This window comes from Egicoccus halophilus (genome assembly GCF_004300825.1).
Taxonomy (GTDB): domain Bacteria; phylum Actinomycetota; class Nitriliruptoria; order Nitriliruptorales; family Nitriliruptoraceae; genus Egicoccus; species Egicoccus halophilus.
In genome coordinates, this window is sequence record NZ_CP036250.1 from 94,287 (window position 1) to 107,151 (window position 12,865).

10 protein-coding genes are annotated in these 12,865 nt (G+C 67.1%); 5 read left to right on the plus strand and 5 right to left on the minus strand.

Annotation, left to right across the window (positions count from 1 at the left end):
* Positions 1-203 precede the first annotated feature (203 nt).
* Entirely contained in the window at positions 204-989 is a 786-nt protein-coding gene (locus ELR47_RS18055; RefSeq protein ID WP_165403745.1) for an SDR family oxidoreductase, read from the plus strand.
* Positions 990-1,100: 111 nt separating this feature from the next.
* The gene (locus ELR47_RS00485) at positions 1,101-3,278 is read left to right on the plus strand and encodes an AAA family ATPase (protein WP_130648108.1); all 2,178 of its coding nucleotides are present in this window, start codon (positions 1,101-1,103) and stop codon (positions 3,276-3,278) included.
* Positions 3,279-3,326: 48 nt separating this feature from the next.
* Here ELR47_RS00485 and ELR47_RS00490 read toward each other — a convergent pair whose 3' ends face one another.
* From ELR47_RS00490 to ELR47_RS00510, 5 genes are all read right to left on the minus strand, one after another.
* Positions 3,327-4,394: a cupin domain-containing protein gene (locus ELR47_RS00490; protein ID WP_165403746.1), complete on the minus strand. Its 1,068-nt coding sequence runs from the start codon at positions 4,392-4,394 to the stop codon at positions 3,327-3,329.
* 97 nt (positions 4,395-4,491) lie between these two features.
* Positions 4,492-5,499 carry an NAD(P)-dependent oxidoreductase gene (locus tag ELR47_RS00495; protein WP_130648110.1) on the minus strand — a complete coding sequence of 336 codons (1,008 nt, stop codon included), beginning with the start codon at positions 5,497-5,499 and terminating at the stop codon, positions 4,492-4,494.
* Between the two features lie 76 nt (positions 5,500-5,575).
* Positions 5,576-6,796 (minus strand): MFS transporter, encoded by a 1,221-nt coding sequence (locus ELR47_RS00500; RefSeq protein WP_130648111.1) that lies wholly within the window; start codon positions 6,794-6,796, stop codon positions 5,576-5,578.
* Positions 6,786-10,196, minus strand: a complete 3,411-nt coding sequence (locus tag ELR47_RS00505; RefSeq protein WP_130648112.1) for a pyruvate carboxylase — start codon at positions 10,194-10,196, stop codon at positions 6,786-6,788. Before ELR47_RS00505 ends, ELR47_RS00500 begins: the two co-directional genes overlap by 11 nt.
* A 100-nt stretch (positions 10,197-10,296) precedes the next feature.
* Positions 10,297-10,983, minus strand: a complete 687-nt coding sequence (locus ELR47_RS00510) for an RraA family protein (protein WP_130648113.1) — start codon at positions 10,981-10,983, stop codon at positions 10,297-10,299.
* A gap of 222 nt (positions 10,984-11,205) precedes the next feature.
* Between ELR47_RS00510 and ligA the strand changes: the two genes are divergently transcribed.
* The 3 genes from ligA to ELR47_RS19275 are packed head-to-tail and all read left to right on the plus strand — an operon-like array spanning position 11,206 to position 12,732.
* Positions 11,206-11,577, plus strand: a complete 372-nt coding sequence (gene ligA / locus ELR47_RS00515; protein ID WP_130648114.1) for a protocatechuate 4,5-dioxygenase subunit alpha — start codon at positions 11,206-11,208, stop codon at positions 11,575-11,577.
* On the plus strand, positions 11,570-12,415 hold the full coding sequence (locus tag ELR47_RS00520) for a class III extradiol dioxygenase subunit beta (protein WP_130648115.1): 846 nt from the start codon (positions 11,570-11,572) through the stop codon (positions 12,413-12,415). Before ligA ends, ELR47_RS00520 begins: the two co-directional genes overlap by 8 nt.
* Before the next feature lie 8 nt (positions 12,416-12,423).
* The gene (locus ELR47_RS19275; protein ID WP_130648116.1) at positions 12,424-12,732 is read left to right on the plus strand and encodes a DUF2218 domain-containing protein; all 309 of its coding nucleotides are present in this window, start codon (positions 12,424-12,426) and stop codon (positions 12,730-12,732) included.
* The last annotated feature ends 133 nt before the right edge of the window (positions 12,733-12,865 follow it).

Below are 12,865 nucleotides of genomic sequence, written 5' to 3' on the forward strand. Positions count from 1 at the left end.
TTCTCCCTCTGGCGCGGATACTGCGGGAAGCATCTGACGCGGTCTCGGGCGCGTGCGCCGTGTCCCTCCGGCCTCCCGTGCGGTCCCGTCGAGCAGCAGTCCACTCCCGGGGCAATGGATTATGGTCTAACCATCGACTACCGTCAACCAACGCGGCCTGCGCTGGCAAGCCGCTCCGTGTCGCCGAGGCAGAGGATGGTCCGTTGGGTGCCCGATCAGTCGCGTTGGTAACCGGCGCGAGCAAAGGGATCGGCCGAGCCTGCGCCGAAGCGCTGGCGGCCGATGGCTTCGATCTCTGCATAACGGGGCGAAGCGCAGGTTCGCTCGAGGCCGCAGCCGAAGAGCTCCGACGTCACGACGGTCGGGTCGTCCCCGTCGTCGCCGACGTGACGTCGGTCGACGACCTCAACCAGCTGGTGACCACCGTCGACGACCAGCTCGGGCGCCTCGATGCCATCGTCATCAACTCGGGCGGACCACCGAAGGGACTCGTCCAGGATCTGACCGACGCCGAATGGCAGGACGGGTTCGAGGAACTGCTGCTCGGGCCCTTGCGTTACCTGCGCGCCTTTCTCGATCGACTCCGCGACTCGGCCCAGCCACGCTTCATCGTCATCGGCTCGTCCAGCGTCGAACGACCGATCGAGCGCCTCTCGATTTCGAACGCACTACGACCCGCCCTCAAGGGCCTCGTCGCCTCGCTGGCCGTGGAACTGGGCCCGGCGGGAATCACGTTCAATCTGGTCGGGCCCGGAAGAACCGACACCGAGCGTCTGCGCGCCACGGACGAGGCGACCGCCGATCGACGTGGTGCGACCTTGGAGGAGATCCGGCGCTCGTCCGCTGCGGCCATCCCCATGGGCCGGATCGCTCGACCCGAGGAGATAGGGGCCCTGGTCGCGTTCCTGGCGTCCCCCGAGGCCGGCTACATCACCGGGCAGACGATCCTCGTCGACGGAGGATTGACCCGGGGTCGACCCTGGGCGTGATCGACCGAACCGCCCGCACCTCCGCCGCGTGGACGCCGCCTGACCAGGCCCCGGGACGTCTGGCCGCAGTCCTGACGCCCGGGGTGCCGAGTAACGAAGGCCGAACAGAAAATGATCTCCGCCATCGTGGACCCGCGACCGCTCGACTACCGCAGCAATCTGCTGTGCCGCGCGGCGCTCGGAACCTCCGTACGCGCCGAACTGGGGAACGCGGACGGGGAGGTGGTGAGGATCACGACCGAGCGCGGCCGCCAGGCGCTCTGCCGCGTGGCCGACGAGACCACCGCGCACGGCCGGTCGCTACGGATCGACCGCTTCACCCGTCAGGCGCTCAAGGCGTTCCCCCACGAGCAGATCGCGTTGGAGGTGGTCGAGCCCGGCTCGGCGACCGAACTCGGCCTGATCCCCGGTGTCGACCTCAGCGCGCACGGTGATTCGAACATCGTCAGCGCGTTGAAGCGCGAACTCGTCGAGCAACGCATCGCCGTGCGCTCGGGAATGATGCTCTACGTGCCGACCAGCGACGCTTTGGCCGGCATCAACTTCCACGTCCATTTCGTCCAGGGAGACGAGCACAACGAGGGGGTCGTCACCGATCAGACCACGATCTGGCTGATCGATCAGGACCACCACCATCACGGCGACTCGGACCACGACCACGACCACGACGCAGCGGCCGAGACGGTCATCGACACCACGTTCGAGGACGTGGGCGGGCTCGACCAGCAGATCCGGGAGGTCCGGGAGTTCGTCGAGCTGCCCTTGGTGTTCCCGCAGGTCTACCGTCAGCTGGGCATCGACCCGCCGAGGGGCGTGATCTTCTACGGTGCGCCGGGGACGGGCAAGACGCTGCTCGCACGCAGCGTGGCCAACGAGATCAATGCCCAGCTCTTCTACATCAACGGCCCCGAGATCGTCGGGACATTCTCCGGAGAGACCGAGGCGAACCTACGCAAGGTCTTCGCCGAAGCGAGCCTGAATCCGCCGTCGATCATCTTCATCGACGAGTTGGATGCGATTGCGCCGTTTCGACGAATGGCGTCCACGCAGTCCGACGCCCGCTCGGTGACCCAGTTGCTGGCGCTGCTGGACGGTCTCACGAGGGTCGAGGGCGTGATCGTGATCGGGACCACCAACCGGATCGACACCATCGATCCGGCGTTGCGGCGCGCGGGACGATTTGACCGGGAGGTATATTTCCCGACCCCGAGCACCGCTGCCCGAGAGCAGATCCTGCGCGTCAAGACGCGCGAGATGCCGCTCAGTGACGATGCGATCGACTCGCTTCCCGATGTCGCACGGCGCGCATACGGCTACGTCGGCGCCGACCTGATGGAGCTCGGACGGGAAGCCGGCCTCAACGCGCTTCGACGCGCGGCCTCGCGATTCGTGGAAGCGCCATCGGTCGCGAGCTATCCCGAGCCCGACGAACTCGTGGTGACCTCCGGCGACTTCCAGCACGCGCTCGAGCAGGTGCGGCCCTCGGCGATGCGCGAGTCGCTTCTCGCGTACCCGGAGATGACCTGGGACGACATCGGCGGACTGCATCGCGTCAAGCAGCGCCTACGCGAGCTGGTGGAAACGCCGCTCCAGCATCCTGAACTGTTCGCCGAGGCCGGTCTGTCCGCGAATGTCGGTGTCGTGCTCCACGGCCCCCCCGGCACCGGCAAGACCATGCTGGCTCAGGCGATCGCGCGGGAGTCCGGCGCCAACTTCATCCCGATCCAAGGGCCGGAGTTATTCTCCCAGTGGTTGGGCGAATCCGAGGAGAGCGTGCGGCACGTGTTCGGGGTCGCGCGGCGGGCGGCGCCGTCCGTGATCTTCATCGACCAACTCGACGCCGTTCTTCCTATGCGTAGCGATCTCGAGCACGAAGGAACCCGTGCACCCCAGCGTGTCGTCAACCAAGTGCTTGCAGAGCTCGATGGGATGGAAGACCGCGAACAGGTCATCGTGATCGGTGCCACAAACCGGCTGTCGCAGGTGGATCCGGCGGCCCTGCGACCGGGCCGCTTCGGCGTCCACCTCCGGGTCGATCCGCCTGACGCGCAAGACCGTGCGGAGATCCTGGCACGCCACCTCGCCAAGGCCGACGTCGATCATCCCCGTGGCGTCGCGGCCGTGGTCGACGAGCTCGTGGCGCGTACGGACGGACTGGTGGGTGCCGACCTGGCATTCCTCTGCCAGAACGCGACGTTGCTGGCCTTGCAGGAGGCGGGTTTCCAACGAAACACGCCGGTCAAGCTCACGCACTTCGCGCAGGCCCTCGAGGAGTTGCGGAGCCCGTAGCCCGCACAGACCGCTGAGGAACGGGTTCCGCAACAACGACGGTCGGTCTCAGCGCGACGCGTCCGCGCCGGCCTGCGATTCGTCGTACTCCGGCGCATTCTCGAAGTAGTGGATGCGCGAGTACCCCAGCTGGTTGAACACGCGGTTGGACGCGCCGACGAGCTCGGCAGTCCCCTCGCCGGTGTTGAACCGCTGCACCACCGTGTTCTGCGGTACCCAGATCACATCGCCGGCCTTCCACTCCCATCTGGTCGGCTTCTTGGCGATGCGCGCGTAGAACTGGTCGTCGATCTCAACCTCGACGTCCCAGTGGAGGTCGTACCCTTCGCCTTCGAGCACGAGCAGCATCTCGTCGGGCATCCGCCAGCGCCGCCCGGAGCGGCTCCCCGCCGGGATGTGCTGCAGGTAGGCGTCGGTGCCCTTGATGCGCAGGGGCACGCCTTCGCCGGCAATCTGTCGCGTGTACCCGAAAGGCCCCCACTCGAACGGGGTGGCCTCCGCTGGAAAGACCTTCGGAACCTCGGCATCGCCCTCCGGCCGGGCAGTGAGCCACTCCGAGCGGGGCTCCCACAGGTGATCGTTCTCCGGCTTGTAGCCGATTTTTCCCTGATAGGACAGACCGAGGAACAGCGACAGCGGCTTGGGCTTCATCACCAGGCAGACGGCGCGCTTCTCCGTATCGGGGTTGTTGTGCCAATGCACACAGTCGTTGTGGACGGCGACCGCGTCTCCCTTCTTCCAGTCGTAGCGCTTGCCGTCGTGGATCTCGTAGCCATGACCGTCGAGCACGTAGAACAAGGCTTCGTTCTGGTGCCCATGCCCGTCGTTGCGACCGTTGGGCTGGATGGTGACGAAGTGCAGGTGCAGCGTCTGCGAGCGGAAGACGTCGTCGCCAGGCTCGATGATGTGCCAGTTGTCGTGCAGCCCGTCGCCGAGCTGCGTCGTGATGACTCGCGGCACGGCCTCCAGTCGCTCACGCCGCTCCGCGGCGAGGCTGTAGCGGTTGCTGCCCACCTGGCGGACGTAGATCCGTTCCTTCTCGTAGTGCTCGGTGTAGACGTGGACGTTCTGTTTCGTCTGTTCCTTGCTCAGTGACTTCGTTCGCTCGGCATCCACGATCATGTCTCCTTACCGTCGTCTTGTCGTTTCGTCAGCGTTCGATGATTGCCGTCCCGAGAGGGACGCCACCCGGGCCTCCTCGTGTTCTCTCCCCTCACCTGGTGCCCAGTTCCACGGGATTCCTCAGCGTCGCGCCCGCCCGGAACCGCTGCACGTTGTCGGCGATGAAGCGGATCGAACGCACCCGCGCTTCCCTGGTGGAAGCGGCGTAATGGGGCGTGGCCAGGACGTTGAGGTGCTGCCACGCCGGGTCTGGCTGCAGGCCGTCGGCGCCCTCGTCGTTGGCCCAGACGTCGAACGCCGCACCACCCAGGTGGCCGTCGGCGACGAGCTGGAACGCCGCCCGTTCGTCGATGACCCGTCCTCGCGCCACGTTCACGAGGCAGGCGCCCCGTGGCAGCAGGCGCAGACGCCTGGCGTCGAGGAGTCGTTCGGTCTCTCGACTCAGGGGCACGCAGACCACCAGATGGTCCGCCTGCTCGAGCGCCACCTCGATCTGCCCGCTCGGCAGACACGCGTCGATCGGCTCGTCCCGCAGGTCCCCGAGTGGCCGCCGCTTGACCGCCGTGACCCGCATCCCGAAGGCCGACGCCCGGCGAGCCACCTCCCGCCCGATCGTGCCGTAGCCGAGCACGACGAGATGGGAATTCTGGAGTTCACCGCCCCAGGCCCCGTCCATTCGCTGGCGACGCAACCCCGCGGACCGGTCGCCCCCCTGAAGGATCATCGCGGCGTGGGTGAGTGCCAGGCGTCGCGTCAGCGCGACGAGGCACATCATGACGAACTCGGCGATCGGCGGCCCAGCCTGGGCGGCAGCGGCGACCTGCACGCCGCGATCCCGCAGCCGCCGGACGATGTCCGGCCGCTCGAGACCGTCGACACCATGATTGGGCAGATGCACGAGCCGCAGCGCGGGGAGTGCATCGAGCAGGTCCGGGCTGATGTGACGGGCGAGCGCCGCGAGCGCATCGACGCGGTCCCACACAGGCGAGCGCTCACCGGCCGCCTCGAGGACCCGCCACTCGGGGAGACGGTCGAGTTCCGCACGTTCGAGCTCGTGCGGGTTCCAGGTCACCCCGAGCACGGGGGTCGGACCGGTCATGGACACACGAGCCCCTCTCCCCGACGAGGCGCGGAGGGCATGCCGGGACGACAGGCGCAGACGTGACCGGCGCCGCTCAACGACTCGCCAGCCATCGGTGGAGGTGCAGAAGCGTCCCGCCGAGTAACAGGACGATGGCCGCGACGGTCCAGGCCGTCCGGTAACCGGAGGTCCTCACCAACCATCCGAAGGACACGGGACCGACGATCCCTCCGATGTAGACACCAGTTTGGCTGATCCCGATCGCTGCGGCCGGACGCTCACGATGCTCGCGGACCACGGCGAAGTGCATCAGCCCTGGCCACCCCCAGCCCGCGCCGAATGCCGCGATGACGGCGATCGTCAAGACACCAATCGCAGTCACACCGCCGAGCGCGAACATGGCGAAGCTCCCGACGATCATCATCGACGCGAGCACACGGAACTGGTCGACCATGCTGCGATCCGCATACCAGCCCACGAACACTCTCGTCAGGATCGCGAACACGCTGCCCAGGCTCAGGAGCAAACCCGCGCGTGCCAGAGGTTGACCGGCAGCGGCGACCGACTCGACGGTGAAGGCGCCGAGCGAGTTCGCTGCCGCGGCGCCACAGCCACCGGCCACGGCGACGGCCAGGAGCCCGCGGGGCCGGTGGTCGCCTCGATGCGGACGGTTGGAACCTCGACGTCGTCTGGTCCTGACGGGTTTGGGCTCCGGGGCCAGGCCACGGGCGGCGACGGGCGCGAGCGGGAGAGCGGCCAGCGCGAGTACCCCGAACGCCCATCTCCAGCCCACGGTGAGCCCGACGACGGGGACCGCGAGGCCAGCGACCAACGTGGCGACCGGGATCGCGGCCTGCTTCGCGCCGAAGGCCACGCCTTGACGCCTGACCCGCACGCCACGCGCCAAGGCGAGGTTCGCCGCCGGTTGCATGAGGGCGTTGCCCGCGCCGCCGACGAGCATGAAGCCGGCCAGCGCCGCCCACGATCGTGCCACGGTGGCGATGCCGAGGAGCGCGATGATGCTCAGTCCGAGGGCGAACGGAACCGCACGGCGTGAACCGATCCGGTCGGCCAGACTGCCAGCAGCGGTGGAGAACACCGCACAGGCAGCGAAGAAGCTACTCGTGATCAGGCCGAGGACGGCTTCGTCGAATCCGAGGTCTCGCCGAACGAGCGATGCCAGACCGCCAAGCAGGAAGATCGGGAGCACGCTGACCACGGTCGCCAACGTGGCGATCGTCGCCACGCGGCCCGACTGCCAGCCGAAATTTCCGTCATCACGGAAGGCTTCGGCTGGATTCGTCTCAACCGTCATCGGTTGGCCCCAGGATCATGAGCAGGTCGCCGGCCTCGACATGATCGCCGCTCGATGCCGCCAGCGTCACGACGGTGCCCGTGATCTGCGCGCCGACGGCCGATTCCATCTTCATGGCCTCGATCGTCGCGAGCCGTTGCCCCCGATCGACGCGATCCCCTTCGCCGACGTCGACCGTCACCACACCGGTGACCGGGGCGGCGACCTGACTGGCGTCGCTCGGATCGGCCCTCACGACGCTGGGCCGCTGGCCGCCGACCGCCTCGTCGAGCACCTCCACGAAACGCGTCTGCCCGTTCACCCGCAGGACGACCGTTCGGATGCCCCGTTCGTCTGCCGACGTGACCGCTTCGAGTTCGACGTACAGCCGAACGCCTGCACCGAGATCGACGCCGACCTCCTCGCCGACCTCGAGGCCGTAGAGGAACGCCGCCGTCGGCAGCACCGAGACGTCGCCGTAGGCCTCGAGATGCCGGACGTACTCGGTCGCCGGGCCGGGGAACAGCAGGTGGCTGAGCGCGGACTGACGTTCGCTGCCAGCCTTGACCTTGCGCAGCACGTCCGCGTCCGGTTGCTGGCCCGTGACCGATCGCCCGTGTGCATCGAGCACTCGTGACCGGAACGGCTCGGGCCACCCACCTGGCGGTTCTCCGAGATCACCGCGCAGGTAGTTCAACACGGACTCGGGAAGGTCGAACCGCTCCGGTTGGTCCTGCAACAGGTCGGGGTCGATGTTGGCGGACGCAAGGTAGAGGGCGAGATCGCCGACCACCTTGCTGGTGGGGGTGACTTTGATTGGGCGCCCGAGAAGCCGGCTGCAGCGCGCGTAGAGCTCCTCGATCTCCTCGAACCGGTCGGCCAGGCCCATCGCCGCAGCCTGCTGGCGCAGGTTCGACAGCTGTCCCCCCGGGATCTCGTGCGTGTAGACGCGGCCGGTCGGCGCGACCAGGCCGGCCTCGAACGGCGCATACAGGGCCCGCACGGCTTCCCAGTACGGCTCCAGAGCGCCGACCGTCGCCAGATCGAGGCCTGTGGCGCGGCGGGTGTGGTCCGTGGCGGCGACGATGCCGGCCAGGCTGGGCTGGCTCGTTCCTCCGGCCATCGACGCGATGGCGCCGTCGACGGCGTCCACTCCTGCGTCGATCGCCGCAAGGTAGGTCGCGAGTTGGCCACCGGCGGTGTCGTGGGTGTGCAGGTGGACCGGCGCCGCGAAACGCTCACGCAAGGCCTCGACCAGCACCTGTGCCGCCGGCGGTCGCAGGAGCCCGGCCATGTCCTTGACGCAAAGCACCTGCGCCCCGGCCACTGTCAGCTTGTCGGCCACGCCGAGGTAGTGATCGAGATCGTAGGTCGTCTCGGCGGGATCGAGCATGTCGCCCGTGTAGCAGAGCGTCCCCTCGGCGACCCGTCCGGCGGCCACGACCGCCGCGATGGCCGGCGCCATGCGGTCGGCGTCGTTGAGCGCGTCGAACACCCGGAAGATGTCGATGCCGCTCGCCACAGCCTCGTCTACGAACGCTTCGACGACCGGAGTGGGATAGGTGCCGTACCCGACCGTGTTCTGGCCGCGCAGAAGCATCTGCAGGCAGATGTCCGGTGACGCCTGTCGAAGCTGGCGAAGGCGCTCCCACGGGTCCTCGTGCAAGAACCGCAGCGCGACGTCGTACGTCGCGCCCCCCCAGACTTCGTGACTGAACAATCCCGGCAGCAGCCCGGCCTGGACCCGAGCGGCCGTCACCAGATCGAAGGTGCGGACGCGCGTGGCCAGAAGGGATTGGTGTGCGTCGCGGTAGGTGGTGTCGGTCACCGCGAGTGACTGCCGTTCCCGGAGGTGGGCGGCGAAGGCATCCGGCCCGAGGCGGTCGAGCAACACCCGGCTGCCCGCGTCCTCGGCAGGGCCGGCGTCCGTTCCGCGGCTGGTGACGACCGGAAGCTTCGGCACGGGGTCGGTCACCCCGGCCGGCCGTGCGCCGTTCGGATGGTTGACCGTGACCCAGCCGAGGAATTCCAGGAGCCGCGAGGTGCGGTCCCCGGAGGCGGCTGTACGGACCAGCGCCGGATGCTCATCGATGAACGCGGTCGTGGCGCGGCCTTCGAGGAAGTCAGGCTCGGAGAGCACCGCGGCGAGGAACGCGGTGTTGCTGCGCACGCCGCGGACCCGGAACTCCGTCACCGCTCGACGCGCACGCCGGGCCGCCGACGCCAAGTCGGGACCTCGCGCGGTCAACTTGACGAGCAGGGGGTCGAAATACGGGGTGACCTCCATGCCAACCTCGACCGAGGCACTGTCGACCCGGATCCCGGCGCCCCCGACGTCACGGACCGCCGAGACCCGACCCAGGTCGGGACGGAAATCGTTGGCGGGATCCTCCGTGGTGATCCGACACTGGATCGCGGTTCCGCGACACCGCACCGCCTCCTGCTCGAGGCCGAGCTCCGGGAGACTCGCGCCATCGGCCAGTCGCAGTTGTGTCTGCACCAGGTCGACGTCGGTGACCTCCTCGGTCACGGTGTGTTCGACCTGGATGCGGGGGTTCATCTCGATGAAGCGGTGGTCGCCCGCCTCGTCGACCAAGAACTCGACGGTGCCGGCGTTCTCGTAGCTCGTCGCACGCCCGAAGGTGACCGCGTCCTGCCAGAGCCGCTCTCGCAGCTCCGCGGCCAGTGCCGGTGCCGGAGCGACCTCGATGACCTTCTGGTGGCGGCGCTGGACGGAGCAATCCCGCTCGAACAGGTGGATGATGTTGCCCGCCGCGTCGCCGAGGATCTGAACCTCGATGTGACGAGGCCTGATCATCGCCTGTTCCAGAAAGACGGTCGGGTCGCCGAAGGCGCCTTCCGCCTCGCGGATGGCGGTCTCGACCGCGGAGACGAGCTCTCCAGGATCGGTCACCCGACGAAGGCCCCGTCCGCCACCGCCCGCCGCTGCTTTGACGAACACGGGATAGCCGAGGTCGGCGGCGGCGTCCACCGCGTCGGAGCCGCCGGCGACGGGAGCCGAGGCGCGCAGCACCGGCAGGCCGGCAGCCGCGGCGGAGTCCCGGGCCCGGGTCTTGTCGCCGGTCAAGCGCAGCGTCGCCGGCGTCGGCCCGACGAAGGTGACACCCGCCCGTGCGCACGCTTCGGCGAGGTCGGCGCTCTCCGAGAGGAACCCATACCCGGGGTGCAGCGCGTCCGCGCCAACCCGCTCCGCAAGCCCGACGATGGCCTCGATGTCGAGGTACGACCGCACGGGGTGACCCGCGTCGCCGATTGCGTAGGACTCGTCGGCCTTCAGCCGGTGGAGCGAGGAACGGTCTTCGTGTGAATAGACGGCGACGGTACGGATGTCCAGCTCGTTCGCCGCTCGCATGATGCGCACCGCGATCTCGCCACGATTGGCGACCAAGAGCTTGTCCATCGTGACCTCCGAAATTTCCCGCGGCAAGTTTGGGGGGCTCGCGATGTCCCGTACGTGCGGACCTCGACGCAGCGTGGCGTCGGGCTCAGTCGGCTCAGCCCTACTCGTTCGCGCGTGAGCGCTCCAGCATCAGCTCGTAGCGGGAACCCAGGACCCGCGTGAGATCCTGGCCCTCATCGATCCCCTGCGCCATGGTGGCCTCGACGGCCGCGTTGTCGAGCGCCTGCTGGAGCACACGCTCGAGCGCCTCGGCGGGGACGACCGCGACCCCACCGGGAGCCGCGAACACGACGTCGTCCGGACGCACGGCAACTCCGCGGAAATCGATCGGCTGCTGCGTCGCGCGCTGCACCACCCGGGTGCGCGCGGTCCGTGACACGGTGGCCGTGCCGTAGATCGGCAACCCGATCTCGCCCGCCTCAAGGACATCACGCGCGGCACCATCGATGACGACGCCGCGTACTCCAGCGCGCTTGGCCGCGCGGCTGAGCAGACCGCCCCAGCCCGCCGCGTGCTCTCGCCCCCGGTGGTCGATCACGATCACGGCCCCCGGCCGTGCCTGCAGGATGGGGTCGACGCCCAGGTGGTAGGTGGAGTCGACCGGAAAGTCCCCGCAGACCAACTCCATCGTCACCGCAGGACCGGCGAACGGCGGTGCGTCCGCCCACAGGGGGCCGAGCCCCGTGACGACACTTCCAACTCCCAACGCGTCGCACGCATCGGAGATGGCCTCGAGGTCGAGCCCGCCGGGTCGACCGAAGTTCGAAAGTACTTCAGTGACGTCCATGCACTGATGCTCCTTGACGGACCGGAAGGCCAGTCTAATATTTGGTCCTACCAAAACTCAACCCCACTCCCGGCGGCTCGGCGCCGGGATGCGGCTGGGATGCACGTCGCCACCATTTCACGTCACGCCAACCCGCTGCTATGGTTAGTCCAATCGCGTCACGCGCGGTTGCGTGCCGGCGGAGTACGTGAACTGGCCCGCAGTCGACCGAGGGAGAGCGCCATGGCGAAACCCAAGCGTGACTATGACGACATTCCCGGCACGTTCGTGTTCGACGCACGCCGAGCCAAACAGGGCTATGCCCTCAACATGTTCTGCAAATCACTCGATGTGGCCGAGAACCGAGAACAGTTCCGGCGCGACGAAGCGCGATATCTCTCGAGCTTTGATCTCACCGATGAACAACGAGAAGCCGTTCTGGAACGACAGTGGCTGCGACTACTCGAACTCGGCGGCAACATGTACTTCACGTTCAAGTTGGCCATCTTTGACGGCAAATCCATGCAGCACGTCGGTGGGGAGATGTCGGGGATGACCGAAGAAGAATTTCGCGAAATGATGCTACGCGGTGGCCGAAGGGAGACGGATGGCTAGGATCATTGCAGGCGTCGGGAGCTCACACGTTCCCGCCATCGGCGCAGCCATGGACAATGGCAAGACGGATGAGCCGTACTGGCAGCCGCTCTTCGCAGGCTTCGAACCGGCAAGAGAGTGGATCGACGACGTCAAGCCCGATGTCGTAATCCTGATCTACAACGACCACGCCTCCGCCTTCGATCTCGATATTATTCCAACATTCGCCATCGGCGTAGCCCCAGAGTTCCCTCCAGCCGACGAGGGATACGGCCCGCGAAAGATCCCCATGATCAAAGGGCATCCCGACCTCGCCTGGCATCTCACTGAGTCCCTGATCGATGACGAATTCGACATGACCATCTGCAATAAGATGCCGGTCGATCACGGTTGTTCAGTTCCGCTCTCCATCATGTTCGGGCAACCGGACGAGTGGCCGGTTACGGTCATTCCGATCGCGGTGAACGTTATTCAGTTTCCGCCACCAAGCGGAAAGCGCTGCTACGACCTCGGCCGAGCGATCCGCCGAGCCGTTGAATCCTATGATGAAGATCTCAAGGTCGCCGTCTTCGGCACCGGGGGCATGTCCCACCAACTGCAGGGCCAACGTGCAGGTTGGACCAATCCAGACTTCGACAAGAAGTTCCTCGACCTCTTAGGCCCCCAGCCGGAGGAACTGCTATCGATCTCGCCGACGGAGTACATCCGCGAAGCCGGCTCGGAAGGCATCGAACTCGTCATGTGGTTCATCATGCGGGGCGCCCTAGACCCTGAGGTTCGGGAAGTCCACCGGCATTACCACGTCCCCGCCTCGAACAGCGCCGTCGGGCTGATCGCCTACGAGAATTCCGATCGATAGGCGTCACCATGTTGATTTCACACGCACACGTAGAGACCGCAGCTGGGGCGCGGTACCGCAAGCAACTCGCATCACACCTCGGACGCAAGAATGAAATCCGAGAGTATGATGACCGCTGGGATCTCGTCTTTCCCTATGGGCGGTGTTCCATGCAGGTCCAGTCCGGAACCGGTTTGCTGACCCTCGTCGCGTCCGCGGCTACCAGCGAAGACCTCGAACACGTGCAACGTGTCATGGGCAACCACTTGGAACGTTTCGGTCGCCATGACGACCTTTCCGTCACGTGGCGCGGAGATCCAATGAGCAACAGCGGATAGCAAACTTGTGGCGCTTAAGCCTGCAGCCGTCTTCATGGAGACAGCCGTGCCTGTCGTTCTTGTCGCCGGTAGCAGCTCAGCCTGAATCCACCGATATGACGGCCGCGGTTGACGCGAAAGTGCCTCCGAAGCG

Bases quoted from the DNA above. Each gene is read 5' to 3' on its own strand.
- ELR47_RS00505 (WP_130648112.1), bottom strand. From the start codon at position 10,196: ATGGACAAGCTCTTGGTCGCCAATCGTGGCGAGATCGCGGTGCGCATC.
- ELR47_RS19275 (WP_130648116.1), top strand. From the start codon at position 12,424: ATGTTGATTTCACACGCACACGTAGAGACCGCAGCTGGGGCGCGGTAC.
- ELR47_RS00510 (WP_130648113.1), bottom strand. From the start codon at position 10,983: ATGGACGTCACTGAAGTACTTTCGAACTTCGGTCGACCCGGCGGGCTC.
- ELR47_RS00520 (WP_130648115.1), top strand. From the start codon at position 11,570: ATGGCTAGGATCATTGCAGGCGTCGGGAGCTCACACGTTCCCGCCATC.
- ELR47_RS00495 (WP_130648110.1), bottom strand. From the start codon at position 5,499: ATGACCGGTCCGACCCCCGTGCTCGGGGTGACCTGGAACCCGCACGAG.
- ELR47_RS00485 (WP_130648108.1), top strand. From the start codon at position 1,101: ATGATCTCCGCCATCGTGGACCCGCGACCGCTCGACTACCGCAGCAAT.
- ELR47_RS00500 (WP_130648111.1), bottom strand. From the start codon at position 6,796: ATGACGGTTGAGACGAATCCAGCCGAAGCCTTCCGTGATGACGGAAAT.
- ligA (WP_130648114.1), top strand. From the start codon at position 11,206: ATGGCGAAACCCAAGCGTGACTATGACGACATTCCCGGCACGTTCGTG.